At 73.2% G+C, this 25829-nt stretch carries 27 protein-coding genes and 1 pseudogene; 14 read left to right on the forward strand and 14 right to left on the reverse strand.

Going from position 1 to position 25829, the window contains the following annotated elements; all coding sequences use genetic code 11:
• The first annotated feature begins 34 nt into the window (after positions 1–34).
• Together ACWCPN_RS24575 and ACWCPN_RS24580 are read left to right on the forward strand one after the other, a co-directional pair.
• Positions 35–1057 (forward strand): hypothetical protein, encoded by a 1023-nt coding sequence (locus tag ACWCPN_RS24575; RefSeq protein WP_451209891.1) that lies wholly within the window; start codon positions 35–37, stop codon positions 1055–1057.
• 73 nt (positions 1058–1130) lie between these two features.
• Positions 1131–2432, forward strand: coding sequence for an MFS transporter (locus ACWCPN_RS24580; RefSeq protein ID WP_451209894.1), 1302 nt, complete (start codon positions 1131–1133; stop codon positions 2430–2432).
• On the opposite strand, the gene ACWCPN_RS24585 is transcribed toward ACWCPN_RS24580, so the two are convergent.
• From ACWCPN_RS24585 to ACWCPN_RS24595, 3 genes are all read right to left on the reverse strand, one after another.
• The gene (locus ACWCPN_RS24585; RefSeq protein WP_451209897.1) at positions 2394–3239 is read right to left on the reverse strand and encodes a spermidine synthase; all 846 of its coding nucleotides are present in this window, start codon (positions 3237–3239) and stop codon (positions 2394–2396) included. The genes ACWCPN_RS24580 and ACWCPN_RS24585 overlap by 39 nt on opposite strands.
• Before the next feature lie 98 nt (positions 3240–3337).
• Entirely contained in the window at positions 3338–4510 is a 1173-nt protein-coding gene (gene tuf, locus ACWCPN_RS24590) for an elongation factor Tu (protein ID WP_199209692.1), read from the reverse strand.
• A 321-nt stretch (positions 4511–4831) separates the two neighbouring features.
• Positions 4832–5554, reverse strand: coding sequence for a DNA alkylation repair protein (locus ACWCPN_RS24595; RefSeq protein WP_451209901.1), 723 nt, complete (start codon positions 5552–5554; stop codon positions 4832–4834).
• A gap of 149 nt (positions 5555–5703) precedes the next feature.
• Between ACWCPN_RS24595 and ACWCPN_RS24600 the strand changes: the two genes are divergently transcribed.
• A complete protein-coding gene (locus ACWCPN_RS24600) occupies positions 5704–6489 on the forward strand; it encodes a TVP38/TMEM64 family protein (protein ID WP_451209904.1) in 786 nt (261 codons plus the stop codon).
• A gap of 16 nt (positions 6490–6505) precedes the next feature.
• Here ACWCPN_RS24600 and ACWCPN_RS24605 read toward each other — a convergent pair whose 3' ends face one another.
• Positions 6506–7675 (reverse strand): thiolase family protein, encoded by a 1170-nt coding sequence (locus tag ACWCPN_RS24605; protein ID WP_451209907.1) that lies wholly within the window; start codon positions 7673–7675, stop codon positions 6506–6508.
• 115 nt (positions 7676–7790) lie between these two features.
• On the opposite strand from ACWCPN_RS24605, the gene ACWCPN_RS24610 reads away from it, so the two are divergent.
• The 5 genes from ACWCPN_RS24610 (at position 7791) to lnt (ending at position 12019) form a co-directional block, all read left to right on the forward strand.
• Positions 7791–8261: a winged helix-turn-helix transcriptional regulator gene (locus tag ACWCPN_RS24610; protein ID WP_199209696.1), complete on the forward strand. Its 471-nt coding sequence runs from the start codon at positions 7791–7793 to the stop codon at positions 8259–8261.
• A 252-nt stretch (positions 8262–8513) separates the two neighbouring features.
• On the forward strand, positions 8514–9389 hold the full coding sequence (locus ACWCPN_RS24615) for an undecaprenyl-diphosphate phosphatase (RefSeq protein ID WP_451209910.1): 876 nt from the start codon (positions 8514–8516) through the stop codon (positions 9387–9389).
• 83 nt (positions 9390–9472) lie between these two features.
• The gene (locus tag ACWCPN_RS24620; RefSeq protein WP_250404307.1) at positions 9473–9652 is read left to right on the forward strand and encodes a hypothetical protein; all 180 of its coding nucleotides are present in this window, start codon (positions 9473–9475) and stop codon (positions 9650–9652) included.
• A gap of 227 nt (positions 9653–9879) precedes the next feature.
• On the forward strand, positions 9880–10362 hold the full coding sequence (locus ACWCPN_RS24625; protein ID WP_451209914.1) for a nuclear transport factor 2 family protein: 483 nt from the start codon (positions 9880–9882) through the stop codon (positions 10360–10362).
• 82 nt (positions 10363–10444) lie between these two features.
• Positions 10445–12019, forward strand: coding sequence for an apolipoprotein N-acyltransferase (gene lnt, locus ACWCPN_RS24630; RefSeq protein WP_451209917.1), 1575 nt, complete (start codon positions 10445–10447; stop codon positions 12017–12019).
• Here the strand turns inward: lnt and ACWCPN_RS24635 are convergent.
• Complete coding sequence (locus tag ACWCPN_RS24635; protein WP_199209700.1) at positions 11937–12848, reverse strand: Gfo/Idh/MocA family oxidoreductase; 912 nt, start codon at positions 12846–12848, stop codon at positions 11937–11939. The two genes, lnt and ACWCPN_RS24635, sit on opposite strands and share 83 nt — an antisense overlap.
• 135 nt (positions 12849–12983) lie before the next feature.
• Between ACWCPN_RS24635 and ACWCPN_RS24640 the strand changes: the two genes are divergently transcribed.
• Positions 12984–13499, forward strand: coding sequence for a DinB family protein (locus tag ACWCPN_RS24640; protein WP_451209920.1), 516 nt, complete (start codon positions 12984–12986; stop codon positions 13497–13499).
• A gap of 114 nt (positions 13500–13613) precedes the next feature.
• Positions 13614–14075, forward strand: coding sequence for a hypothetical protein (locus tag ACWCPN_RS24645; RefSeq protein ID WP_451209923.1), 462 nt, complete (start codon positions 13614–13616; stop codon positions 14073–14075).
• 67 nt (positions 14076–14142) lie between these two features.
• Here the strand turns inward: ACWCPN_RS24645 and ACWCPN_RS24650 are convergent, their stop codons facing one another.
• From ACWCPN_RS24650 to ACWCPN_RS24680, 7 genes and pseudogenes are all read right to left on the reverse strand, one after another.
• Positions 14143–14661 carry a hypothetical protein gene (locus ACWCPN_RS24650; RefSeq protein WP_451209926.1) on the reverse strand — a complete coding sequence of 173 codons (519 nt, stop codon included), beginning with the start codon at positions 14659–14661 and terminating at the stop codon, positions 14143–14145.
• Positions 14662–14779: 118 nt separating this feature from the next.
• The gene (gene ung / locus ACWCPN_RS24655) at positions 14780–15463 is read right to left on the reverse strand and encodes a uracil-DNA glycosylase (protein ID WP_451209928.1); all 684 of its coding nucleotides are present in this window, start codon (positions 15461–15463) and stop codon (positions 14780–14782) included.
• Positions 15464–15861: 398 nt separating this feature from the next.
• Positions 15862–17127, reverse strand: a pseudogene (locus ACWCPN_RS24660) (ABC transporter substrate-binding protein); the annotation flags it as partial.
• A 195-nt stretch (positions 17128–17322) separates the two neighbouring features.
• On the reverse strand, positions 17323–18084 hold the full coding sequence (locus tag ACWCPN_RS24665; RefSeq protein ID WP_451209930.1) for an SDR family oxidoreductase: 762 nt from the start codon (positions 18082–18084) through the stop codon (positions 17323–17325).
• Positions 18085–18105: 21 nt separating this feature from the next.
• The gene (gene fabG / locus ACWCPN_RS24670) at positions 18106–18867 is read right to left on the reverse strand and encodes a 3-oxoacyl-ACP reductase FabG (RefSeq protein ID WP_199209706.1); all 762 of its coding nucleotides are present in this window, start codon (positions 18865–18867) and stop codon (positions 18106–18108) included.
• Positions 18868–19014: 147 nt separating this feature from the next.
• Positions 19015–19464 (reverse strand): DUF3037 domain-containing protein, encoded by a 450-nt coding sequence (locus tag ACWCPN_RS24675; protein ID WP_199209707.1) that lies wholly within the window; start codon positions 19462–19464, stop codon positions 19015–19017.
• Positions 19461–20225: a HipA family kinase gene (locus ACWCPN_RS24680; protein WP_451209933.1), complete on the reverse strand. Its 765-nt coding sequence runs from the start codon at positions 20223–20225 to the stop codon at positions 19461–19463. The genes ACWCPN_RS24675 and ACWCPN_RS24680 overlap by 4 nt, the downstream gene beginning before the upstream one ends.
• A gap of 207 nt (positions 20226–20432) precedes the next feature.
• On the opposite strand from ACWCPN_RS24680, the gene ACWCPN_RS24685 reads away from it, so the two are divergent.
• Together ACWCPN_RS24685 and ACWCPN_RS24690 are read left to right on the forward strand one after the other, a co-directional pair.
• Complete coding sequence (locus ACWCPN_RS24685; protein WP_199209709.1) at positions 20433–20936, forward strand: Rieske 2Fe-2S domain-containing protein; 504 nt, start codon at positions 20433–20435, stop codon at positions 20934–20936.
• Positions 20937–21047: 111 nt separating this feature from the next.
• Positions 21048–21521, forward strand: a complete 474-nt coding sequence (locus ACWCPN_RS24690) for a pyridoxamine 5'-phosphate oxidase family protein (protein WP_365129801.1) — start codon at positions 21048–21050, stop codon at positions 21519–21521.
• 121 nt (positions 21522–21642) lie between these two features.
• Here the strand turns inward: ACWCPN_RS24690 and ACWCPN_RS24695 are convergent, their stop codons facing one another.
• A complete protein-coding gene (locus tag ACWCPN_RS24695; protein WP_451209937.1) occupies positions 21643–22551 on the reverse strand; it encodes a LysR family transcriptional regulator in 909 nt (302 codons plus the stop codon).
• Between the two features lie 75 nt (positions 22552–22626).
• Between ACWCPN_RS24695 and ACWCPN_RS24700 the strand changes: the two genes are divergently transcribed.
• Positions 22627–23556 carry a DMT family transporter gene (locus tag ACWCPN_RS24700; protein ID WP_365129802.1) on the forward strand — a complete coding sequence of 310 codons (930 nt, stop codon included), beginning with the start codon at positions 22627–22629 and terminating at the stop codon, positions 23554–23556.
• Positions 23557–23599: 43 nt separating this feature from the next.
• Here the strand turns inward: ACWCPN_RS24700 and ACWCPN_RS24705 are convergent, their stop codons facing one another.
• Positions 23600–24931, reverse strand: a complete 1332-nt coding sequence (locus ACWCPN_RS24705) for an aminotransferase class I/II-fold pyridoxal phosphate-dependent enzyme (protein ID WP_451209941.1) — start codon at positions 24929–24931, stop codon at positions 23600–23602.
• A 35-nt stretch (positions 24932–24966) separates the two neighbouring features.
• Here ACWCPN_RS24705 and ACWCPN_RS24710 point away from each other — a divergent pair, with 35 nt between their 5' ends.
• The gene (locus tag ACWCPN_RS24710; protein ID WP_451209973.1) at positions 24967–25647 is read left to right on the forward strand and encodes a pyridoxamine 5'-phosphate oxidase family protein; all 681 of its coding nucleotides are present in this window, start codon (positions 24967–24969) and stop codon (positions 25645–25647) included.
• Positions 25648–25829: the final 182 nt, after the last annotated feature.

A 25829-nucleotide genomic window follows, 5' to 3' on the forward strand; every position in this document is an offset into this window, starting at 1 on the left:
AATCGTTTCCGTGGGCCCACTAGGGTTGCTGGCCATGTGGCCAGGAGAGCAGCCGCCCGGGGGCGCGCAGAACCCGCAGAACAACCCGTATCAGCAGCCGGGTTACCAGCAGCCGAATCCGTACCAGCAGCCCGGCTACCAGCAGTACCCGCAGGCGAACCCGTACGGGCAGCAGCCGCAGTGGGGACAGCCAGGACCGGCCGGAGCGCCGCAGCCGCAGCCCCCGCAGGGTGGCGGCGGTGGGGGTGGCGGCCGGACGAAGCTGATCGCCATCGTCGCGGCCGGCGCCGTCGTCGTCGCCGCCGGTGTGACCGGGTACCTGGTCCTCGGGGGCTCGAAGGACGACGAGGCCGGCAACGGCAAGGGCAAGCGGACGGCCAGCCGGTCGCCGGCGCCCGAGCCGTCTGTGTCCTCGTCCGCGCCGGAGGACAACCCGCGCGGCGACGCGACCGAGAAGCCCACGGTCGCGGGCTGGAAGGTCGTCGTCAACCCGAAGTTCGGCACGGCCTTCGACGTCCCGGCGGACTGGGAGCTGGAGTCCACGGACGTCTCCATCTTCATGGAGGACCACGCCGACGACGACAAGCTGATCACCTCCGTCGCCGCTCCGGCCTCCTACAAGTCGAAGTGGTGCACGACCGACAGCGACAAGGACGGCAAGACCGAGGACACCGCGCTGGCGGTCGCCGGCACCCGAGGCGAGAGCGGCGCGAAGAGCCCGGAGCAGGCGGCGGTCACCCGGGTGCCCTGGTACGTGTACGGCGGCTACACGCAGCCGGACAAGAAGAGCATCACCTACGACAAGAAGGCCACGGCGTACAAGACCGCTTCGGGGGTCCAGGGCGCCTACGCGTGGGCCCGCTCCAGCAACAGCCCGCAGAAGGGCAAGTGCGCGAGCGACGGCAAGGCCCTGTCGTTCGCCTTCAAGAACTCGGCCGACGACATCGTCTCGTTCGACTTCTACGGCGCCAAGGGCGTGAACGGTGAGATCGACACCAAGACGATCATGAAGATCCTCAGCACGGTGCGGCTGCACGGCGACCCGACGGAGAGCTGAGCGGACGGCCCGCGGCGGCGGCGGGCGGGGAATCCGTTTGGCAGGCCGGGTGGCGAGCGGCGATAGTCACCCGGTGAACTCCACCGTCGGCGACTCCGCCTCCCGCCCCCGCGGACCCGCCTGGGCGGGCCGCAACTACTCGCTGCTGACCGGCGCGGCCATCGTGACGAGCCTGGGCGCGAACGGGTCGCTGATCGCGGCGGCCTTCGCGGTGCTGGACGCGGGCGGGGACGGGGGCGACGTCGGTCTGGTGGCCGCGTCCCGGACCCTGCCGCTGGTGGTGTTCCTGCTCATCGGCGGCGCGGTCGCGGACCGGCTGCCCCGGCACCGGGTCATGGTCGCCGCCAACGCGCTCAACTGCCTCTCCCAGGCGGCCTTCGCGGTGCTGGTGCTGACCGGTGAGCCCCGGCTGTGGCAGATGATGCTGCTCACCGCGCTCGGCGGCACCGGGCAGGCGTTCTTCGGCCCCGCGGCCGAGGGCATGCTGATGTCCTCCGTGGAGGGGGAACAGGCGGGCCGGGCCTTCGCCCTGTTCCGCATGGCCACCCAGGGCGCGGCCCTGGGCGGCGCGGCCCTCGGCGGCGCCCTGGTCGCGGCCGTGGGCCCCGGCTGGGTCCTCGCCGTCGACGCGGCGGCCTTCGCCCTCGCCGGAACGCTGCGCGTCTTCCTCGACGTCGGTCACATCCCGCCGCGCGCCCCCGGCGAGGGCCTGCTGGCCGATCTCCGCGAGGGCTGGCGGGAGTTCGCCGGACGGCCCTGGCTGTGGGGCATCGTCGTGCAGTTCTCGATCGCCAACGCGGTCGTCGCCGCCGCCGACGCCGTCTACGGTCCGCTGGTGGCCCGCGACAGCCTCGGCGGGGCGGGACCGTGGGGCCTGGCACTGGCCGCGTTCGGCGCCGGCACGGTGGCCGGCGCCCTGCTGATGACCCGCTGGAGACCGCGCCGTCTGCTGCTGGCGGGCACGCTGTGCGTGTTCCCGCTGGCGCTGCCGTCGGCCGCGCTGGCCGTACCGGTGCCGGTGGGCGTGCTGTACGCGGTCATGTTCGTGGCGGGCACCACGGTGGAGGTGTTCGGCGTCTCCTGGATGACCGCGCTGCACCAGGAGATCCCCGAGGACAAGCTCTCCCGGGTCTCGGCGTACGACTGGTTCGGCTCGGTGTCCCTGGTGCCGCTGGCCACCGCGCTGGCCGGTCCGGCGGAGGCCGTCTTCGGCCGGACGTCCGCGCTGTGGGGCTGCGCGGGTCTGGTCGTCGTGGTCACCGCCCTGGTCCTGCTGGTCCCCGACGTGCGCACGCTGACCCGGCGCACCGCGCGGACGACCGCGCCCCGGCTCCCCTCAGCCGATGCCGAAAGCCCCGTCGGGGGGCTCGGGTGAGGCGACGGCCTCGGCGTCCCGGACCGGCCGCGCGCCACCGGTGAAGTCCCTCAGCGCCGCGCCGTGTTCGACGCGGGCCGGGAAGGCGTCGGCGGCCGCCCGCCGGGCCAGCCCGGCCGTGTCGAGGGGCCGGTGCGAGGCCACCAGGATCGCGTTGCCGAACCGCCGGCCGCGCAGCACACCCGGCTCGGCGACCAGCGCGAGCTGTTCGAACACGGCCGCGAACGTCGCCAGTTGGGACCGCAGGAAGCCGAACGGGGCCCCGTCGGCCAGATTGGCCAGATAGACCCCGCCGGCCCGCAGCACCCGCTCGGCCTCGCGCGCGTAGGCGAGCGAGGTGAGGTGGGCGGGGACCCGGGAGCCGCCGAAGACGTCGGCGACGATCACGTCGGCCGAGTCGCCGGGGGCGGCCTCCAGCCAGGCCCGCGCGTCGGCGGTGTGCAGCGTGACCCCCGCGTCCCCGGGCAGCGGCAAACGCTCGACGACCAGCTCCAGCAGCGCCCGGTCGGCCTCGACGACGTGCTGCCGGGAGCCGGGCCGGGTGGCGGCGAGGTAGCGGGGCAGAGTGAGCGCTCCCCCGCCGAGGTGCACCACGTCCAGCGGGCACCCGGGTCCGTCCACCAGGTCGAGGACGAACCCGAGCCGCCGCGCGTACTCGAACTCCAGGTGGCCGGGCTCGTCGAGGTCGACGTACGACTGGGGCGCGCCGTCCACGGTCAGCAGCCAGGCCCGCTCCCGGTCGACGTCGGGCATCAGCTTGGCGGTGCCGTGATCGACGGTCCGGGTCACGGGTATGGCTTCACTCACGCCACCATTGTCACCGGTACGGGGCGCCCCCCGGTGCGAGGGGCCGCGGGGCGCCGCGCGACCGGCGTCACCGGCCCGCGGGCCCCGCGCCCCGGCTCCTACGAGCCGACGGAGAGGACCGTCCCGGCGCCCACCGTCCGGCCGCCCTCACGGACGGCGAACCCGAGTCCGGGCTCCAGCGGCACCTCCCGCCCCAGCTCCACGGTCATCTCGACCGTCTCGCCGGGCCGGGCGACCGCCGTCTCCCCCAGGTCGACGTCCCCGACCACGTCCGCGGTGCGGATGTAGAACTGCGGCCGGTAGCCCGTCGTCAGCGCGGTCCTGCGGCCGCCCTCCCGCGCCGACAGCACGTACACCCGCGCAACGAAGCTGCGCGCCGGCACCACGCTTCCCGGCGCCGCCACGACGTGCCCACGCCGCACCGCGTCCCGGGGCACGCCCCGCAGCAGCAGCGCCACGTTGTCCCCGGCCTGCGCCTCCTCCATCGGCTTGCCGAAGGTCTCCAGACCGGTGACCACGCTCTCCACGTCCGCGCCGAGCACCGCCACCCGGTCCCCCAGGCGGACCGTCCCGCGCTCCACGGCTCCGGTGACGACCGTGCCCCGGCCGGTGATGGTGAGCACGTTCTCCACCGGCAGCAGGAAGGGCGCGTCGACATAGCGCTCGGGCATCGGCACATAGGTGTCCACCGCGTCGAGCAGCGCCTCGACGGACGCCGTCCAGCGCGGGTCGCCCTCCAGCGCCCGCAGTCCCGAGACCCGTACGACGGGTACCGCGTCACCCGGGTACCCCTGAGCGCTGAGCAGCTCGCGGACCTCCAGCTCGACCAGGTCGGTGAGCTCCTCGTCGCCGGCGTCGGCCTTGTTGAGGGCGACGACGATGTGGTCGACGCCCACCTGCCGGGCCAGCAGCACGTGTTCGGCGGTCTGCGGCATGATCCCGTCGAGCGCGGAGACGACGAGGATCGCCCCGTCGAGCTGCGCGGCGCCGGTGACCATGTTCTTGACGTAGTCGGCGTGGCCCGGCATGTCGACGTGGGCGTAGTGCCGGGTGTCCGTCTCGTACTCGACGTGCGCGATGTTGATGGTGATGCCGCGGGCGGCCTCCTCCGGGGCGCGGTCGATGCGGTCGAAGGGGACGAACGTGCCGGTGCCGCGCCCGGCCAGGACCTTGGTGATGGCGGCGGTCAGGGTGGTCTTGCCGTGGTCGACGTGGCCCATCGTGCCGATGTTCAGGTGCGGCTTGGTGCGGACGTATGCCGTTTTGGACATGGCTGTACCTCGAAGCGTCTCAGCGGTACGGGAGTTCGGGACCCCGAGGAACTCACCGACCCTCCCCCTGCGGGGTCCGCCGGTCGATCCGGAGAGGGTCAGCTTCGGGCGCCGTCGGCAGCGGCCACGAGGAAGGGGACGGCAGCCTTCGGCGCATCCGCGACGGCGGATGCTGCGAGGAGGAAGGCGTACCGGGACATGACGACGATCGTCGCCGACGGTGCGTCCGGCGTCGAATGGTTTTCCGTGCCGTGCGAGCCGAGGCGCCGACGGGGCCCGGTGCCCTTCGGAGCCTGATGATCCCTCAGCGCTCGTCGCCCCTCAGGGCCCGATGTTCTTCAGGGCCTCACGGACCGTCAGCGGGGCGAACCGGCCCCGCTCCCGCGCCAGGAAGTCCCGCACCGCGCCGGGGTCGGTCTTGGCGTACTCGCGCAGGGCCCAGCCGATGGCCTTGCGGACGAAGAAGTCGGGGTGCCCGGACTGCAGCAGGCAGTGGGTGAACAGCCGGCAGGCGTCGGTGCGCTCCTTGTAGCGGAGCTGGTGCAGCAGGGCCGTACGCGCCACCCAGAGGTCCGGATCGGCGATCCAGGCGTCCATGTCGGCGGTGAGCGCCGGGTCGGCCGCGACCAGGGTGCCGACCAGGTGCGCGGCGAGCGCGTCGACGGTGTCCCACCACGGGACGGTGGTGACCAGGTGCCGGGCCACGGGCAGGAACGCGGAGGAGCAGCGGGCCGCGTGCCGGCGCAGGTAGTCCACCGCGAAGTAGTGGTACTCGCGCTCGGGCAGCCGCCAGCAGCGCAGGGCGATCGCGGCGCAGTCGGACTCGTCGGGGCGGGGGGTGCCGGCCAGGACGGTGCGGGACAGCGCGCGGCGGTCCGGGGTGGGGATGCCGAGGAAGGGCGCGACGTCCTTCATGTACGCCCGCATCACCGGCGCCCGCTCCGGATCGGCCGCGGCGGCGTAGGTGACGGTCAGCCGCTCCAGCACGGCGTCGGCCAGGGCGCTGCGCGGCACGCGCGGCGGGGCGGGCGGGGCGGCGGTCATGGACCGAACGATACGGCGCTCGCCGCGGCCGGGGCGGGCCGGCGGGGGCGCGGCCCGGCGCGCGGGGACGGGCCGCGCCACCCGGCGTCCCCCTGCCGGTGAGACGGACCATACGGCGATCACACGTATCCGTCGGTTAGTGTCGCCGGATGCTCGATGCCACCAACCGCTCTGGGGGCACCGTCACGGTCTCTCCCCGGGCCGCCGCCACGGAGCTCGCCGTCCCCGCGGTCGCAGCCGGACCGTCCCCGTCCCGCGCGGGGTTCGCCGTCCGTTGCACCCGCGCGCTGCTGTCGCCGTACGCCCGTCTGTCCGTGCTGCTCGTGCTGCTCGCGGGCGCCGCGGCGGGGGTGCTGGCGTTCGAGCCGCAGCGGCTGCTGACGCACGGCTGGCCGCCACAGCTCGGCGGAGCCTCGGCGGCCTTGGTGTTCGCGGCGGCGTACGGCCTGTGCACGGTGGCCTTCGTGCCGCGCCCGCTGCTGAACCTGGCGGCCGGCGCGCTGTTCGGCTCCGAGCTGGGGGTGGCGACGGCGCTGGCGGGCACGGTGCTCGGGGCCGGACTGGCCTTCGGGCTCGGCCGGGTGCTCGGGCAGGAGGCGCTGCGTCCGCTGCTGCGGGGGCGCTGGCTCAGGGCCGCCGACGGACAGCTCAGCCGGCACGGCTTCCGGTCCATGATGGTGGCCCGGCTCTTTCCCGGTGTGCCGTTCTGGGCGGCGAACTACTGTGCCGCCGTCTCCCGTATGGGCTGGCTGCCGTTCCTGCTGGCGACGGCGCTCGGCTCGATCCCGAACACCGCCGCCTACGCGGTGGCCGGCGCCCGTGCCTCGGCGCCGACCTCCCCGGCCTTCCTGATCGCGATGGCCTGCATCGCCTTCCCGGCGCTGGTGGGCACGGTGGTGGCCTGGCGCAAGCGCCACCAGCTGCGCGCCGGCTGACCCGGCTTGCGGGCCGTCAGACGCTTTCCAGGATCATGGCGTTGGCGAGTCCGCCCGCTTCGCACATGGTCTGCAGGGCGTAGCGGGCGCCGCGCTCGCGCATGGCGTGGACCAGCGTCGTGGTGAGCCGGGTGCCGCTGGCGCCGAGCGGGTGGCCGAGGGCGATGGCACCGCCGTGCACGTTGACCTTGGAGAGATCGGCGCCCGTCTCCTGCTGCCATGCCAGGACCACGCTGGAGAAGGCCTCGTTGACCTCGAAGAGGTCGATGTCGTCCAGGCCGAGCCCCGCGCGGCGCAGCACCTTCTCGGTCGCCGGGACGACGCCGGTGAGCATCAGCAGCGGGTCGGAGCCGGTGACGGCGAAGCTGTGCAGCCGGGCGAGCGGGCGCAGGCCGAGGCGGGCGGCCGTCTCGCTGGAGGTGATCAGCACGGCCGAGGCGCCGTCGTTGACGGGGCTCGCGTTGCCCGCGGTGACGTTCCACTCGATCTGCGGGAAGCGTTCGGCGAACGAGGCGTCGTAGTAGGCGGGCCTCAGTCCGGCGAGGACCTCCGGGGTACTGCCGGGCCGTACGCACTCGTCGCGGGCGACGCCGTCCAGGGGCGCCACCTCCGCGTCGAACAGGCCGGCCTGCCACGCGGCGTCGGCCTTCCGGTGCGAGGAGACCGCGAACTCGTCCATCCGCGCGCGCGTGAGGGACCACTTCGCGGCGATGAGTTCGGCGCTGATGCCCTGCGGGACCAGTCCCTCCGGGTAGCGCTCGGCGACGCCGGGTCCGAACGGGTCCTTGCCCGCCGGCACGTTGGACCACATCGGCACCCGGCTCATCGACTCCACGCCGCAGGCGACGGCGAGGTCGTACGCGCCCGAGATGACGCCCTGCGCGGCGAAGTGCACGGCCTGCTGGGAGGAGCCGCACTGGCGGTCCACCGTGGTCGCCGGGACCGTCTCGGGCAGGCCCGCGGCGAGGACGGCGTACCGCGTGGTGTTCATGGCCTGCTCGCCGACCTGGTCCACGGTGCCGCCGATGACGTCGTCGATCAGGGCCGGGTCTACGCCGGAACGCTCGACCAGGGTGCGCAGGGTGTGGGCGAGGAGCTGGACCGGGTGGACGTGGGCGAGGGAGCCGTTCGGCCTGCCCCTGCCGATGGGGGTGCGTACGGCTTCGACGACGACTGCGTCACGCATGCTGCGGGCCTCCCGCGACGGCTGAGCGTTCGCACGCTCGACCACTGAGTAGGAATTTCCAACTCACCATAGCCCGGTGCGTTGGAAAATCAAACCCTCACTTAGACTGGCCCGCATGGCCGCCACGAAGGACCCGCGTCCCTGCTCCATCGCCGACGCACTCGCACTCGTCGGCGAGAAGTACTCGCTGCTCGTACTGCGGGAGGTGTGCCTGGGCAACGGCCGTTTCGACCAGCTGGTGCGCAACATCGGCGCGCCGCGCGACATCCTGGCCACCCGGCTGCGCCGGCTCGTGGACGCGGGGATCCTCACCAAGCGGGTCTACAGCGAGCGCCCGCAGCGCTTCGAGTACCGGCCGACCCGGGCGGGGCTGGAACTGGAACCGGTCCTGATGACCCTCAAGGAGTGGGGCGACCGCCATCTGCGCGACGGCGTCGACCTGCCGATGGTCGTCGAGCACAGCTGCGGCAGCGAACTGGTCCCCCAGGTGACCTGCCGGGCCTGCGGCGCCCCGGTCCGGCACGAGGACCTGACGGCCCACCCGCAGTCCCCCGGCTGGACGGTCGCCGGCCCGGCCACGGCCTGAGACGCGACCGGCCGGCGGTCGCGCCGGGCGCCCTGTGCCCTGCCGGTACACGTCGAGCCGCCCGCTCGTCCCGAACGGGGAGCAAGCCCTTTCTCCCGTGCCGCGACGTGGGCGGGGGCGCCGGGGCGGGACGGCACCCGGCCCCGGGACGCCTGCCCAACCCCTCTGCCCTGCCGGGAACCGGCGCCCGCTACGCTGCCCTCGTCACATGATCACCACGTAGCCCCCTCAGCACTTGGACGCCTCACCTCCATGTCTTGGTTTGAATCCCTCGTCCTCGGACTCGTCCAGGGGCTGACCGAGTTCCTCCCCGTCTCCTCCAGCGCGCACCTGCGGCTGACCGCGGCCTTCTCGGGCTGGGAGGACCCGGGGGCGGCCTTCACGGCGATCACCCAGATCGGCACGGAAGCCGCGGTGCTGATCTACTTCCGCAAGGACATCGGCCGGATCATCTCCGCCTGGTTCCGGTCGCTGTTCGACAGGACCATGCGACGCGACCACGACGCCCAGATGGGCTGGCTGGTGATCGTGGGCTCGATCCCGATCGGCCTGCTCGGCGTGACGCTGAAGGACCAGATCGAGGGGCCGTTCCGCGATCTGCGGATCACCGCGACGATGCTCATCGTCGTCGGCGTGGTCATAGGCATAGCCGACCGGCTGGCGGCCCGCGACGAGCAGGGCGGCCGGCATCGGGCGCCCAAGCAGCGCAAGACCCTGGAGAACCTGGGCGTCAAGGACGGTCTGATCTTCGGCCTCTGCCAGGCCTGCGCCCTCATCCCCGGCGTCTCCCGCTCCGGCGCCACCATCAGCGGCGGCCTGTTCATGGGCTACCGGCGTGAGTCCGCGGCCCGTTACTCCTTCCTGCTGGCCATCCCGGCGGTGCTGGCGTCCGGCGTCTTCGAGGTGAAGGACTCGCTGGGCGGCGGCGAAGTGGCCTGGGGGCCCACGCTGTTCGCGACGGTGATCGCCTTCGCGTCGGGGTACGCGGTGATCGCCTGGTTCATGAAGTGGATTTCCAGCAAGAGCTTCATGCCGTTCGTCTGGTACCGGATCGCCCTCGGCATCGTCATCATCGCGCTGGTGGCGGCCGGTGTGCTGAGCCCGCACGCGGCCGAATCCGCGAGCTGAGCGCGCCGGGCACCGGCCAACCTGCGCGGCTTGAGTAGCCGATCGGTAGCGCAGCGTCAGTGTTTGCCCCTAGGCTGGGCCGCATGTCCCCCGATTTCACGCCCCGTGGTTCCGTGCGCTCCGCCGCCGAGCTGAACGAGCGGATCCGGGCGCTCTGGCTGCGCGCGGGCGGCACCCTGTCACCCCAGGAGCGCGCGGAGTACGAGCTGCTGGTGGTCGAGTGGGCCCAGGCCGTCCGCGGCCGCGTCATCGAGGCCGCCTGAGGCGGGAGTCGGGGAGTCCACGGAGAGCCGGCACCCGACCACGTCCCGGCCGGCGCCGGCCGGGACGCACATCGCTCTCCGGCACCCGGCCCGAGCGCCGCGTCCGCCGGTGCTCGCGGCGCCGCGTCCGGCGGCCGCCTCCCGGTGCGCCTCCTCGGCCGTATGTGCGGCCCCCCAATATCGTCCGCGCACTTGGCACCCGGCCTCCCTTGGCCAACACTGTGCCGATGACGCAGCGTGTGGAGCTCGCGACCGTGATGGACCGGCTGGCCGTGGACGAGACGGTCACCGAGTACGCGGTGGCGGTGGACGACGGGGACTGGACCGCCTACCGGGGACTGTTCACAGCGGACGGGCGGGCCGACTACCGCTCCGCCGGCGGCATCGAGGGCGAGGCCGGCCGGGTGGCCGGGTGGCTCGCCGAGAGTATGGAGTCCTTCGGGACCCGCCAGCATCTGATCGTCAACCGCCGGGTGCGGTTCGGGATCCACGAGCACGACACCGGGGACACGGCCCGGGTGCGGGCCGACTACGTCAACCCGATGCGGCTGGCCGGCGACGGCGGCTCCGGCGGTCCCGACCTGGTGTGCGGCGGCCGGTACGAGTTCGGGCTGCTGCGCACACCGGACGGCTGGCGGCTGAGCCGGGTCGTCGCGCACGAGAAGTGGCGCCGGACGCCCGAGCCCGGCCCGGGAGCCGTCCCCGGCTGAGCCGTGGCGTGCCCCGGCGCGCCCTGTCGGAGATCGCTCCCGGCGCGCACACTGGAGGCAGTGCTGGGTAGGGAGACTCCTTATGAGGACGATCGACCACTGGCTCACCTCCCCCTGGCGGCGCTCCGGCGTCGCCGCCCTGGCGGGCGCCGTGCCCGTGTTCGCGTTCCCCGCGCCCGCGCTGTGGTGGTTCGCGTACGTCGCCCTGGTGCCCTGGATCCTGCTGGCGCGCTCCGCGCCGACCGCGCGCCGGGCGGTGTACGACGGCTGGTGCGGCGGCTTCGGCTTCATGGTGGCCGTGCACCATTGGCTGCTGCCGAGCCTGCACGTGTTCATCTTCCTGATAGCCGGGCTGCTGGGCGCGCTCTGGGCGCCCTGGGGCTGGCTGGTCCGCCGGTTCCTCGGCGGCCGCGCGACACCGGGGCGGGGCGCGGCCGCGCTGCTGGTGCTGCCCTCGGCGTGGCTGGCGGTGGAACTGGTCCGCTCCTGGCAGGGGCTCGGCGGCCCCTGGGGGATGCTCGGCTCCAGCCAGTGGCAGGTGGGGCCGGCGCTGCGGCTGGCCTCGGTGGGCGGGGTGTGGCTGCTCAGCTTCCTGGTGGTGGCCGTCAACGTGGCGGTGGCGGTACTGGTGTCGGTGCGCGCGTCGCGGATACCGGCGGTGGCCTCACTGGTCGTCACGGCCGCCGCCACCTCGGCCGCCTGGGCATGGGCGCCCCGCCCGGATGTCGACGGCGGGGTACGGATCGCCGTCGTCCAGCCGGGCGTCGTCGCCGGGGCGGACAGCGCCGGCCGGCGCTTCGACCGGGAGGAGCGACTGAGCCGGCGACTGGCCGGACAGGGCGTCGACCTGATCGTGTGGGGCGAGAGCAGCGTCGGCTTCGACCTCGAGGGCCGGCCCGACCTGGCCCGGCGGATCGCCGCGCTGTCCCGGCAGACCGGGGCCGACCTGCTGGTCAACGTGGACGCCCGCCGCTCCGACCGGCCCGGGATATACAAGAGCTCGGTCCTCGTCGGCGCGCACGGCCCGACGGGCGAGCGCTACGACAAGATGCGGCTCATCCCCTTCGGCGAGTACATCCCGGCCCGCTCCGTGCTGGGCTGGGCCACCTCGGTGGGCAGGGCGGCCGGCGAGGACCGGCGGCGCGGCAGCGAGCAGGTCGTGATGAACGTCGGGCACGGCCTGCGGACCGGCCCGCTGGTGTGCTTCGAGACGGCGTTCCCCGACATGAGCCGGCGACTGGCCGCGGACGGCGCGGACGTACTGATCGGCCAGTCCTCCACCTCGTCCTTCCAGGGCAGCTGGGCCCCGGAGCAGCACGCCTCGCTGGCCGCGCTGCGGGCCGCCGAGACCGGCCGCCCGATGGTGCACTCGACCCTGACCGGTGTCTCCGCCGTCTACGGCCCGGCCGGCCGGCGCCTCGGCCCGTGGCTCGGCACCGGCGCGAGCACCGCCCACGTGTACGAGGTGCCGCTGGCCCACGGGGTCACCCCGTACGTGCGCTACGGCGACTGGCCGGTGCACGGCGCGCTGCTGGTGCTGGCGGCGCTGTGCGTGGGCGAGGGCGTACGGGCGCTCAGGCTGCGGCGGACCGGTCCGGAACCGCTCGTACCACGCGCTCGCACAGCTCATGGGTCGCCAGTGCGTCACGGGCGCTGAGCACCTTCTGGGCGCGCACCGCGTCGAGGAAGGCCAGCACCGCCTGCTCGATGCCGCGCTGCCGGGCCACCGGCACCCAGTCGCCGCGCCGGCGCACCGTCGGCTGCCCCTTGTGGTCGATCACCTCGGACAGGTTGAGCACCTGACGCTTGCTGTCCTGCCCGGAGACCTCGAGGACCTCCTCGGCCGAACCGCTGAGCCGGTTCATCACGCCGAGCGCGGTGAAGCCGTCCCCGGCGAGCTGGAGCACCACGTGGTGGAGCAGCCCGTCCTCGACCCGGGCGCGCACGGTCACGTCGTCGATCACGCCCGGCACCAGGAAGCGCAGGGTGTCGACGACGTGGATGAAGTCGTCGAGGATCAGTGAGCGGGGCTCCTCGGGCAGCCCGATCCGGTTCTTCTGCATGAGGATCAGCTCGCGCGGATGGTCCAGGCACTGGGCGTATGCTGGGGCGTGACGGCGGTTGAAGCCGACGGAGAGCGAGACGTTCCGGCGCTCGGCGAGCGCGACCAGCCGCTCGGACTCGGCGAGTTCGTAGGCGAGCGGCTTGTCCACGTAGGTGGGCACGCCCGCCTCCAGCAGCCGGGTGACGATCTCCGGGTGGACGGCGGTCGGGGCGTGCACGAAGGCCGCGTCCGGGCGGGCCGCGAGCAGGGAGTCCAGGGTGGTGTGCCGCTGCGCGTCCGGCAGGCGGAGCGAGTCGGCGACCCGGGTGAGGGTGGCGGCCGTCCGGGTCTGCAGGTGCAGTTCGACGCCCGGCAGCGTGCCCAGCACGGGCAGGTACGCCTTCTGCGCGATGTCCCCGAGCCCGATGCAGCCGACCTTCACGTGCTCTCCCCTACCGGTTGCCTGCGGATCCCTGCCGGAAGCATACGGGGCGGCCGGCCGGCGCCCCTCGGGCCCGCGTGCACCGGGACCGGAATTCCCTGGTGGGAACGGCCGGGGCTGGGCGAGGATGCGGGAATGACGACCGATGAACGCCGGGAACCCGCGACCGACGCCGACGAACGCACCATGCTGGAGGGCTGGCTCGACTACCACCGGCAGACCCTTGCATGGAAGTGCGACGGCCTGACCGACGCCCAGTTGCGCACTGCTTCCGTACCGCCCTCGACGCTGTCCCTGATGGGGCTGGTGCGGCACATGGCGGAGGTGGAGCGGTCCTGGTTCCGCAGGGTCCTCGCGGACGAGGACGCCAAGCCGATCCACTACAGCGACGCGGACCCGGACGGCGAGTTCCGGCTCACCGAGGCGGACACCTGGGCCGAGGCGTACGCCACCTGGCAGGCCGAGATCGACGCGGCCCGGCGGCACGCGGCCGGCTTCGCCCTGGACGCCCCGTCCCTGGGCCGGCACCGGCACACCGGTGAGCGGCACAGCCTCCGCTGGATCTACACCCACATGATCGAGGAGTACGCCCGGCACAACGGCCACGCCGACCTGGTCCGTGAGCGGATCGACGGCGCCACCGGCGACTGAGCGTCACCCTGGGGGCGCCGGGGCCCTCCGTACGGGGCACGAGATCACCCGTGCGGGGCATCACCCCCCCGCACACGGTGTCAACTCGGTGGCCGACCCAGCAGAGTTGCACGGGTGCATCGAACGACGACCACCACAGCGCTTCTGGTCACCGTGGCCGTCTCGGCCCTCTCCGGCTGTGTCACGGTACAGCGCCCGGCGACCCCCGGCCCCCCGTCGGAGACCGTGTCCTCGCAGCGGACGGGGCCCCGTCCGGACGGCAGTGCCGTGCCGCGGGTGGTGCAGGCGCCGGCGCGGGAGGCGCTGGAGATGGCCGGCCCGTCCGGGCGGCCGCGGCGGAACGAGCCGGCCGTCCCGCGCCGGACGCCCGCGGCACCCCCGGTGACCCACCGTCCGGCCGCTCCGCCCGCACCCGCTCCCGCGCCCCCGGACCACCCCCGGCAGCGGGGCGGGGGACTGCCGGGCGCGGCGCAGGTGCCGCAGGCCCCGGACGTGTGCGCACTCGGCAGGGAGTACGGCGGCTGGCGCGGCGGCAGCCCCGAGTCGGAGATCTGCGAGCAGACCTACGGTCACTGATCCCCGCGCGCCACGGACGCGGCCGGGCAATGCAGGAGGCCGCGGGCGGGGCGGTCACCGGGCCCCGCTAGCCGGTGGGCCGCCGGCGCGGCGGGCCCAGGGAGTCGCCCGGGGTGCCCTCCTCCCCCAGCCGCAGCTCCAGGCGGCTGATCGCCGCCCACACCCCGTCGCCGTAGCCGTCGTCGGACAGCGAGCCGGCGGTGCGGCGGGCCCGGCCCAGATGGCTGCGGGCGGCCTCGGCACGGCCCAGTCTGGCGTAGTCGGCGGCCAGGTTGAGGTGCAGCGAGGGCAGGAAGGCGCGGAGATGGGCCGGGTCACCGGCGCCGCGGCCGTCCGTCAGCTCCTCGGCCGCGGACAACGCCCGCAGGTCCCAGGCGAGTTCATCGGTGGGGTCGTCCTGGGTGTCGGCCAGGTAGTGGGCCAGGGTGCAGCGGTGCAGCGGGGCGCCGTCCTCGCCGACCTCCGCCCACAGCAGCAGGAGGCGGCGGCGTGCCTCCTCCCGGTCGCCGCCGTGATGCAGCATCACGACCTGCCCGATCCGCGTCAGCAGGGCGTCCGGCGCCGGCTGCTCCTGTCGCTCCGCCACCACGTCCTCCGGCCGTCGTCGGCTGTCGGGTCACCGTCTGTCCCGACGCTAGCCGCAGGCACCGGCGATCCGGGGCAGGCGGCCCCGTGCGACACGGAGCCGTGCGGGGCCGATCGGGTCAGCCCAGGTCCGGGACGCGCCAGTCGACGGGCTCGTGCCCCTGGCCGGCCACGGCCTCGTTGATCTGCGTGAAGGGACGGGAGCCGAAGAACTTCTTCGCGGACAGCGGTGAGGGGTGCGCGCCCTTCACCACCACGTGCCGGGTCTCGTCGATCAGCGGGAGCTTCTTCTGCGCGTAGTTGCCCCACAGCACGAAGACCGCCGGGTCGGGGCGGGACGCCACGGCGCGGATCACCGCGTCCGTGAACTTCTCCCAGCCCTTGCCCTTGTGCGAGTTCGCCTCCCCGGCCCGGACCGTGAGCACCGCGTTGAGCAGCAGCACGCCCTGTTCGGCCCACGGCATCAGGTAGCCGTTGTCCGGCACGGGCAGTCCCAGCTCCTCCTTCATCTCCTTGTAGATGTTCCGCAGGGAGGGCGGGGTCTTCACGCCCGGACGGACCGAGAAGCACAGACCGTGGCCCTGGCCCTCGCCGTGGTACGGGTCCTGGCCGAGGATCAGCACCTTGACCTTGTCGTACGGCGTCGCGGCCAGTGCCGCGAAGACCTCCTCGCGCGGCGGGTAGACGGGACCCCTCGCCCGCTCGTCCTCGACGAACTCGGTCAGCTCCTTGAAGTAGGGCTGCTGCAGTTCGTCGCCCAGAACCCCGCGCCAGGACTCGGGCAGCATGGCGATGTCGGTCACGTCAACGTCCTCACGATGTGCGGTCACTTCAGGTTCCAGAACCTACAGGCGACCACTGACAGCCGGGGGCGGAAGGACCGTCACCAGCTGGTCTTGCGGTGCAGCTCCCACATCATCATGATCGTCGAGGGGTCGAGGGCGCGCTCGCCGCCCGAGATGTCCTCGTTCGCCGCCACGTACTGCCGGCCCTGCCACAGCGGGATCAGCCGGGCGTCGTTCACCATGATCTGCTGGGCGGCCTCCAGGTCCTTGACCACCTTGCCGCGGTCGCCCTCGGCGCGCGAGCGGGGCAGCAGCACGTTGGTGATCTGCTTGGCCGGGTAAGGCGTCCCCAGGGCGTTGTGCTCGCCGACGAACGGGGCGATGAAGTTGTCCGCGTCCGGGAAGTCCGGGAACCAGCCGCGGCCGAACACCGGGTACTCGCCCTTCTGGTAGCCGACCACGTAGGTCTTCCAGGGGCGGCTCTTGAGGGTGATGCTGAACAGTCCGGAGGCGTCGAGCTGGCGCTTCAGCTCCTGGAACATCACGGCCGTCTCGGAGCCGTACCGGTCGGTGGTGTACCAGAGGGTGAGCGGGACGCGCTGGGTGATGCCCGCGTCGGTCAGGATCTTGCGGGCCTTGGCCACGCTGGGGTCGCCGAAGTCGTCGAAGTAGCTGGTGGCGTGGCCGGTCAGGCCCGCCGGGACCATCGAGTACAGCGGGACCACGGTGTCCTTGTAGACCTTGTGGGCGATGGCGCCCCGGTCGACGACCTGGGCGATGGCCTTGCGCACGGCGGGCTGCTTGGCCCACGAGTCCTTGGGGTTGAACACCAGGTAGCTGATGTCCGTGCCGGTGCCGTCCACCAGTTGCAGGTCGGTGGTGCCGGCCCGCTGCAGGGTGAGGATGTCGTCGGCGGCGAGGCCTCGGTAGGTGACGTCGATCTGCTTGTCGCGCAGCGCCTTCACCATGGTGGCCGAGTCCTGGTAGTACCGGATGGTCACCGCGTTGTTCTGCCGCTTGGCGAAGCCCTGGTAGTGGTCGTTGCGCGCCAGGACCGCCTGCTTGCCCTCCTCGTAGGACTGCAGCGTGTACGGCCCGGAGCCGTAGACCTTGTTGTCCTTGCGCAGCGAGCTCGCCGGGTAGTCGTCGGGGTCGACGATGGACATGGCCGGGGTGGCGAGCACGAACGGGAAAGTGGCGTCGGACTGGTTGAGGTGGAAGACCACCTCGTTGTCGCCGACCGTCTCCACCTTGTCCAGGCTGCCGAGCAGGCCGGCGGGGCCGCCGGGGGCGTCGATGGTGCGGATGCGGTTGATCGAGTGCTGGACGGCCTCGGCGTTCAGCGGGTCGCCGTCGGCGAACTGCATGTCCGGGCGCAGCTTGCAGCGGTAGGTGCGGCTGCCGGCGTCGGTGAAGGAGCAGCTCTCCGCGGCGTCCGGCTGCGGGGTGGTGGCGCCGTTCGGATAGGCGAGGAGGGTCTGGTAGATGTTCCGGTAGAGCTCCCAGGAGCCGTCCCAGGCGCCGGCCGGGTCCAGGGTGCTGGGCGCGCTGGTGGTTCCGACGACGATCGGGCCCTTGCTGTCGGGATCCCCGTCCGAGAACAGACCGCAGCCGGCCACCAGGGATATGGACGCGATCGCCGCGACTCTCCGCAGGAATCGGTTCCGGTTGAACACGCGCACGCTCCTCGATCTGCCATACCAAGGGTCGGCAGACCATACCGCAGCGTCCCGCCTCGTGAACCTCCCCCGGAGCAGGCCTTCTTGATCGATTGCGCGATGACTACGTTGTCATTCCGCTGTGCGTGTTTTGTGCGGCGTTTCGGGCGCCGTTCCGCTGGGAAACGGCGCCCGAAAAAGACGACCGGACGGTACCGGTCAGCCCACGCCGGCGTTGAGGAAGATGCCGCCGTCCACGACGAGCGTCTGACCGGTGACCCAGTCGGACTGCTCGGAGGTGAGGAACGCGGCGGCCCCGCCGATGTCGGAGGGCACACCGAGCCGGCCGAGCGGGTAGGAGGCGGCCGCCTCGGCCTCGCGGCCCTCGTAGAGGGCCTGGGCGAACTTGGTCTTCACGACGGCCGGGGCGATCGCGTTGACCCGCACGCGGGGCGCGAACTCGTGCGCCAGCTGCTGGGTCAGGTTGATCATCGCGGCCTTGCTGACGCCGTAGGCGCCGATGAACGGCGAGGGCGCGAGACCCGCGACCGAGGCGATGTTGACGATCGCGCCGCCGTTGTCCTTCTGCCAGGCGTGCCAGGTCTTCTGGGCGAAGCCGAGCGCCGAGACCACGTTGGTCTCGAACACCTTGCGGGCGACGTCCAGGTCGAGGTCGGCCATCGGCCCGAAGACGGGGTTGGTGCCGGCGTTGTTGACCAGGTAGTCGACGCGGCCGAAGGCTTCCATGGTCCGCTCGACGGCCTCGGCCTGGTGCCCGAGGTCGTGGGCCTTGCCGGCGACGCCGATGACCCGGTCGGCGCCGAGCCGTTCGACGGCTTCCTTCAGGGCGTCCTCGTTGCGTCCGGTGATGCACACGCGGTCGCCGCGGGCGACGAGCGCCTCGGCGACGCCGTAACCGATGCCGCGGCTGGCGCCGGTGACGAGGGCGGTCTTGCCGGAGAGCTCCGGGAGTTCAGTCATGTCCGTGGTTCCCCAGACTTCCTAGTCGAGCGGTCCGCCGGCGACGTACAGCACCTGGCCGGAGACGAAGCCGGCCGCCTCGCCGGTGAAGAAGGCGATGGCGTTGGCGATGTCCTCGGGCTCGCCCACACGCTGGACCGGGATCTGGGTGGCGGCGGCGGTCTTGAAGTCGTCGAAGCCCATGCCGACCCGGTCGGCGGTGGCCTTGGTCATCTCGGTGGCGATGAAGCCGGGGGCGACGGCGTTGGCGGTGATGCCGAACTTGCCCAGCTCGATGGCGAGGGTCTTGGTGAAGCCCTGCAGGCCCGCCTTGGCGGCCGAGTAGTTGGCCTGGCCGCGGTTGCCGAGCGCGGAGGACGAGGACAGGTTGACGACCCGGCCGAAGCCCGCGTCGACCATGTGCTTCTGGACCGCCTTGGTCATCAGGAACGAGCCCCGCAGGTGCACGTTCAGGACGGTGTCCCAGTCGGAGACGCTCATCTTGAACAGCAGGTTGTCGCGGAGCACGCCGGCGTTGTTGACCAGGATGGTCGGGGCGCCCAGCTCCTCGACGATCCGGGCGACGGCGGCCTCGACCTGCGCCTCGTCGGAGACGTCCGCGCCGACCGCGATCGCCCGGCCGCCGGCCGCGGTGATCTTCTCGACGGTGTCCTTGCAGGCGGCCTCGTCGAGGTCGATCACGGCGACCGCGCGACCCTCGGCGGCCAGCCGTACGGCGGTGGCGGCGCCGATGCCGCGCGCCGCGCCGGTGACTACCGCGACCCGCTGTTCAGTGGTGGACATTGCTGCTTCTCCTCGCCCTTGAGAGAACCTGTGCGGCTCCTGGCTGAGCCGGCCAGTGCGGTGAGCGACCGCTTAGTACCTTCAGCACCCGCGACGCTAGAAGCCCTGGCACCCGGTGTCAACGGGACACCGTGCCGGTGTGATCCATTACCTCACCAGGAGGTCCAGCAGACGCTCCGTTTCGGCCGCCGGATCGGCGGTGAGACCGGTGTGCACCGGCCCCGGCTGCACCACGGTGGAGCGCGGCGCGATCAGCCAGCGGAACCGCCGTCCGGCGTCGTCGCCGGCCGCCTGCCCGGCCTCCTCACCACCGGCGCAGACCCGTTCGACGGCGCCGAGCGCGGCCCGCACTCCCGCCACGTCCGCCGCGGGGTCCAGGGCGAGCAGCCGGGCCTCGTCCAGGTGGATGCGGGCGCCGACGTAGGCCCGGGCGCGGCAGTAGACCACCACGCCGGCGTTGACGCACTCACCGCGCTCCACGCGCGGGACGACCCGCAGCAGGGCGTACTCGAACACGTCCCGGTCGCCGCCCTGGCCCGTCCGGGTGATGTGGCGCTCGGTCACATGGCCGGCCATGTGGATGTGACGCTCGCTCACTTGCCCTCCTCGATGCCGGTGATGCGCTCGGCGATCACGGCCGCCCGGGCGAGCAGCGGCCGCGCGTAGGCGTCCCTGAGGTCGTCCGGGGTGCCGAAGCCCGGCTCGTCGGCCAGCCAGGCGTCGGGGATCTCGGCGGTGACCTCGGCGAGGAGGTCCCCCGTGATCCTGGGGGCCAGTTCGGCCGCGGCGGCCCCGACATCCGGCGCGAAGCGTGCGAGGGCGTGGTCGGCGGCGTCGTAGGGGCGGGCCGCGGACGTCTCGGCGGAGGGCCAGTTGTGGTGCCAGATCATCGTGGCGCCGTGGTCGATGAGCCACAGCTCGCCCCGGTGCATCAGGAGGTTGGGGTTGCGCCAGGACCGGTCGACGTTGTTGATCAGCGCGTCGAACCAGACGACGCGCCCGGCCTCGGCGGGGCTCACCGGGAAGGCGAGCGGGTCGTAACCGAGGGCGCCGGAGAGGAAGTCCATGCCGAGGTTGGTGCCGCCGCTGGACCTGAGCAGGTCCTGCACCTGCTGCTCGGGTTCGCCGAGGCCCAGTACGGGGTCCAGCCCGACCGTCACCAGCCGGGGCGTCCGCAGGCCGAGCCGGCGGGCGAGTTCACCGCACACCACCTCGGCGACCAGGGTCTTGCGGCCCTGCCCGGCACCGGTGAACTTCATGACGTACGTACCGAAGTCGTCGGCCTCGACGAGTCCCGGCAGCGAGCCGCCCTCACGCAAAGGTGTGATGTAGCGGGTGGCGGTGACTTCCTTGAGCATCGCCCCAGGCTACTGGGGGCGGGACCGGTCCGGCCGACAGGCGGCCGGACGGTGCGCGGCCGTGGTCCCGGAATCCGGCCGGCGGCCGTGGTTTCATGCCCGCCAGGCCTCCGGAAGGCAAGGATCCGGGTGCATTTCTGAACAGGGGGCGGCCGGGGACCGTACCCCTGGACGGATCACGAGACGCTCCGCGGAAGGAACCACGTCATGACCAGCGCATCGTTCAAGCCCGAATCGGGACCGGCCCGCCGTACCGTCGTGGCGGCGGCCGGAGCGGCCGGGCTCGCCGCCGCGCTGACCGCCTGCGGTTCGGGCGACGGCTCCTCGGACACCGTCGACACCGGGTCGGGGACCGCGGGCGCGACCGGGTCCACCGGCTCGTCGCAGGACGGGGGTTCGGCGGGGTCCGGCGACTCGGCCGGGGGCGCGGCGCTGGCCCGGACCTCGGACATCCCCGAGGGCGGCGGCAAGATCTTCAAGGACCGGGGCGTCGTGGTCACCCAGCCGACCGCGGGCACCTACAAGGCGTTCTCCGCCAAGTGCACCCACCAGGGCTGCGCCGTGTCCAGCATCTCGGGCGGCGCGATCGTCTGCCCGTGCCACAACAGCCACTTCTCCGTCGAGGACGGCAGTGTGAAGCAGGGACCCGCGACCCAGGCGCTGGCCGCCCAGAAGATCACCGTCTCGGGCGACGAGATCAAGCTGGGGTGAGGGGCGCCGGCGAGGCCGGCGCACTCGTCCTGTTCCCTTTCCCGCCGCGATCTCGGAGGATCACGCCAGGGACGGGTTCCGCCGGTTCGACGTGGGAGATGAGGGGGCCGTATGACCGTGACGCAGCAGCGCCGTGGCCGGAAGATCATGATGACGCCCGGGGAGCTGGACGACTTCCTGACCAGCCGGCGCACCTGCCGGGTCGCGACCGTCTCGGCGGACGGCACGCCGCATGTCAGCGCGCTGTGGTTCGCCTGGGACGGCACCTCGCTGTGGCTGTACTCCGTGGTGCGCAGCCGGCGCTGGGCGCAGTTGTGCCGCGATCCCCGGGTCGCGGTCGTGGTCGACTCGGGTGAGGAGTACGACGAGTTGCGCGGCGCCGAGCTGTCCGGGCGGGTGGAGTTCGTGGGCGAGGTGCCCCGCACCGGGGAACTGCGCGCCGAACTCGACACACCGGAGACGGTGTTCGCGCGCAAGTACTTCGGCCTGGACGAGATGCCGCACGACGGCCGGCACGCCTGGGCCAGGCTGACCCCGGACAAGATCGTGTCCTGGGACTTCCGCAAGCTCGGGGCGGTGCGCTGAGGCGCCGGTCCCGGCGGGACACGAGAGCGCCGGACACGCCCTGGGGCGTGTCCGGCCGTTCCCGTCGTCCGCCCGGAGCGCGGCGGGCGGGAGTTGCCGGGCGGCCCTGGGGAGACGCCCCCTAGACCTCGCTCACCCGCTCGGCCGCCGCCCGCAGCGCCTCGACCGCGGCGCGGATCGAGGGGCGGCGGTCGGCGTCCGCCCGCCAGACGACGTAGACGTGCCGCCGCACCCGCTGGCTGAGCGGGACCATGACGATGCCGGGGGGCACCGGGTGCCGGCCCAGCAGCGGCGCGATGCACACGCCGAGCCCGGCGGCGACCAGCCCGAGCTGGGTGTGGGTCTCGCCGGCCCGGTGCCCGACGATCGGTTCGATGCCCTTCGAGCGCAGCGTGAACATCAGCCACTCGTGGCAGAACTCGCCCTCGCCCCAGGTGATCCACTCGTCCTCCGCGAACTCGGCGAGGTCCACCTCGTCCCGGTCCGCCAGCGGGTGCCGGGCCGGCATGGCGACATCGGCCGGGTCGTCCAATAGGGGTGCCTTGACCAGGCCGTCGGGCACGGGCATCGGCTTGTTGTACCAGTCGAGGACGACGGCCAGGTCGAGGTCGCCGCGCACGACGGCGGCGACGCCGTACTCGGGCTCCAGTTCGCTGGAGCGCACCCGCAGGCCCGGGTGCCGGCCGCGCAGGTCGGCGAGCGCGGTGGGGAACAGACCGCGGGCCGCGGTCGGGAACGCCGAGACGCGCAGCTCGCCGGCGACCTGGCCGCGGTGCGCCTCGAGATCGGCCTGGGCGAGTTCGACCTGGGACAGGATGCGGGCCGCGTGCTCCGACAGCAGCCGCCCGGCGTCCGTGAGGCGTACGCCCCGGCCGTTCTTCGCCAGCAGCCGCTGCCCGGCCTCGCGCTCCAGCTTGCCGAGCTGCTGGGAGACCGCGGACGTCGTGACGTGCAGGGCCTCGGCGGCGGCACTGACCGAGCCGTGCCGGGCGAGGGCGTCCAGGGTCCGTAGGCGCTCCAGGTTCAACATGTAAGTGATTCTAAGAGGTATCCGGTGAGAATTCTCGATTGTGCTACGAGGTCGGAGTCACGCATCGTTGACGTCATGAGCACGGTCACCGCACCCCGGACCCAGTCCCCCGCACCCGCCCGGCCCCGCGCCCGCCTCGACTGGCGGCTGCGCTTCGGCGCCCTCTCGCTGATCTGGGGCTTCAGCTTCCTGCTGATCAAGGTGGGCACGGAGGGCTACGCGCCGTTCCAGGTCACCCTCGGCCGGCTGGTCTTCGGTACGGCGGTGCTGGCGGCGGCGATGGCCGTGAAGCGGGAGCGGCTGCCGCGCGGGGCCCGGGTGTGGGGGCACATGGCGGTCGCCGCGTTCTTCCTGAACGCCCTGCCGTTCTCCCTCTTCGCGTACTCCGAGCTGACCATCCCCTCGACGCTGGCCGGCATCTGCAACGCCACCTCGCCGCTGTGGGGCATGGCCCTGTCGATGGTCGCGCTCTCCGAGGACCGGCCCACCCGGGTGCGCGTCGCCGGGCTCGGCCTCGGCTTCCTCGGGGTGCTGACGGTGCTGGGCGCCTGGCAGGGCTTCCACGGGCTGGACGCGACGGGCACGGCGATGGCGCTGCTCGCCTCGCTGAGCTACCCGGTCGGCTGGATCCACGTCCGCCGGACCCTGGCCGGGACCGGAAACTCGCACCTGTCCATGACCGGGGCCCAGCTCCTGCTGGCGACGGCCCAGCTGGCCGTCGTGACACCGCTGTTCACACCCTTCCCGGACCACTTCCCGGTCGTCCCGCTGCTGGCCGTGGCCGCGCTGGGCGCGCTGGGCACGGGGCTGGCGGTGCTCATCCAGTACGGTCTCGTCGCCGAGGTCGGGCCCACCACGGCCCAGATGGTCACGTACTTCATCCCGGTCATCGCCACGGCGGCGGGCGTGGCGATCCTCGGGGAGTCGCTGCGCTGGACCACCCCGGTCGGCGCGGTCGTCGTTCTCGCCGGGGCCGCGCTCACCCAGGTCAGGCCCCGGGGCTGAGCCGCCGCCCCCGCCGCGGTCCTCGGCCGTGGGAGCGGGCCGGTCAGCCGTAGGAGCGGGCCGGGGAAGGGCGGACCGCCGCCGCCACCGCGTCCGCCAGCGGCACGACGTCCCGCGGGGCGAGGGACGAGACCGTGACGCGGACGCCCGGCGGCGAGGCGAGCCGGAACCGGGCGCCCGGGGTGACCGCCCAGCCCGCGTGCAGCAGGCGGGCCACCACGCCCGTCTCGTCGGGCACCGGCACCCAGACGTTCATCCCGCTGCGTCCGTGCGCCTCCACCCCGCGCGCGGACAGCGCCCGGACGAGAGCCTCCCGCCGGGCGCCGTAGGAGGCCGCCACCGCGCCCGGGTCCACCGCGCCGCCGCGCCACAGTTCGACCACGGCCCGCTGGACGAGCCGGCTCACCCAGCCGGGGCCCAGCCGCTGCCGCCCGCGCACCCGGTCGACGGTGACGGCGTCCCCGGTGAACACCGCGAGGCGCAGGTCCGGTCCCCAGGCCTTCGCCACGGAGCGGACGAAGGCCCAGTGGCGGGTGACACCGGCCAGCGGACGCAGCGGGACGTCCACGATGCCGTGGCCGTGGTCGTCCTCGATCAGCAGTGTCCCGGGGTGGTCCCGGAGGACCGAACGCAGCGCCCGCGCGCGCGTGGCGGTCAGCGCGGCACCCGTCGGGTTCTGCGCCCGGTCGGTGACGATCAGCGCCCGCGCCCCGGACTCCAGCGCGCCGCGCACCTCGCCGGGAAGCGGACCCTCGTCGTCGACGCCGACGGGGACCGGGCGCAGGCCGAGCGCCGGGACCAGGTCCAGCACGCTGCCCCAGCCGGGGTCCTCCACCGCCACCCGGTCGCCCGGCTTGAGGTGGGCCGCGAGGACCCGTTCGATGACGTCCAGGGAACCGGAGGCCACGGCCACGGGACCGTCCGGCACCCCTTCGGCGTCCAGCGCGGCGCGGGCCAGCCGGGCCAGCTCCGGTTCCACCGGGTCGTGCCCGTAGAGCACCGGCTCCCGGTCGCCGTGTGCGGCGGCCGCCGCGAAGGCGTCCGCCAGGCGGGGCAGCAGCGCGGGGTCCGGGTTGCCGTCGGACACGTCCCGCACACCGGCCGGCACCTCCACCCGGATCTGCTCGCGGGCGGTCGTGGCGGGCTTCGGGCGGACCCGGCTGCCGCGCCGCCCGGCGGTCTCGATCACCCCGCGTTCGCGCAGGGTGCGGTAGGCGGCCGCGACCGTGTTGGGGTTCACCCCGAGCCGGTCCGCCAGATCCCGCATGGGGGGCAGGGGCTGCCCCGGCTCCAGTTCCCCCGCGCCCACCGCGCGCTCGACGCTGGCCGCGATCTCCGCTGCGCCCCGGCCCTGAATCCGATACTCTCCTAGCACAAAATCAATTATGCACTAGTGCAATGGAGACCACCATGCAGGGGACCCGGGAAGCCTCGTCGCCGTCCACCGCGTACACGCCGACCGACCGCACCGTGCCCACACGTTCCGCGAATCGGGCGTCGTACGACCGGGACGTGGTGCACGCGATACTCGACGAGGGCTACGTCTGCCACCTCGGTTTCGTCCGCGACGGCGCGCCGGTGGTGCTGCCGACGCTCTACGGACGGGTCGGCGAGCGGCTGTACGTCCACGGGTCCACCGGTTCGCGCCCGCTGCGGATGACCGGCGAGGCGGACCCGGGCCTCCAGGTGTGCCTGACGGTCACCCACGTCGACGGGCTGGTGCTGGCCCGCTCCGCCTTCCACCACTCGATGAACTACCGCTCGGTGGTGGTGCACGGCACCGCCCACGAGGTCACCGACCCCGAGGAGCGGCGGCTGGCGCTGGACGCGCTGGTGGACCAGGTCGTGCCGGGCCGGGCCGCCGACTCCCGGCCCGCGAACAAGAAGGAGCTGGCCGCCACCGCGGTCATCCGCCTCGACCTCGACGAGGTCTCGGCGAAGATCCGCACCGGCGCCGCCAACGACGAGCCCGAGGACCTGTCCCTGCCGCACTGGGCCGGGGTCGTACCGCTCCGCAAGGGCTACGAGGCCCCTGTGCCCAACCCCGACCTGGCGCCCGGCATCGGGCTCCCGGACTACCTGACCCCGTGAGCCAGGTCGTGTCCGCAAAGTCACGCCTGCGTCGCGGCGCCCGGCACGCCCGCCCTGCGGGCGAACGGCGCGACTTCGCGGACACGACCTAGGTGTATTGATCACGAGCGTTGTTAACAGGGCTGGGTCTTGATCATGGCGAAGACCTCCGGTGTGGTGGAGCTGTCTAGGACTGCACCGCA

Source organism: Streptomyces sp. NPDC002386 (assembly GCF_053593175.1).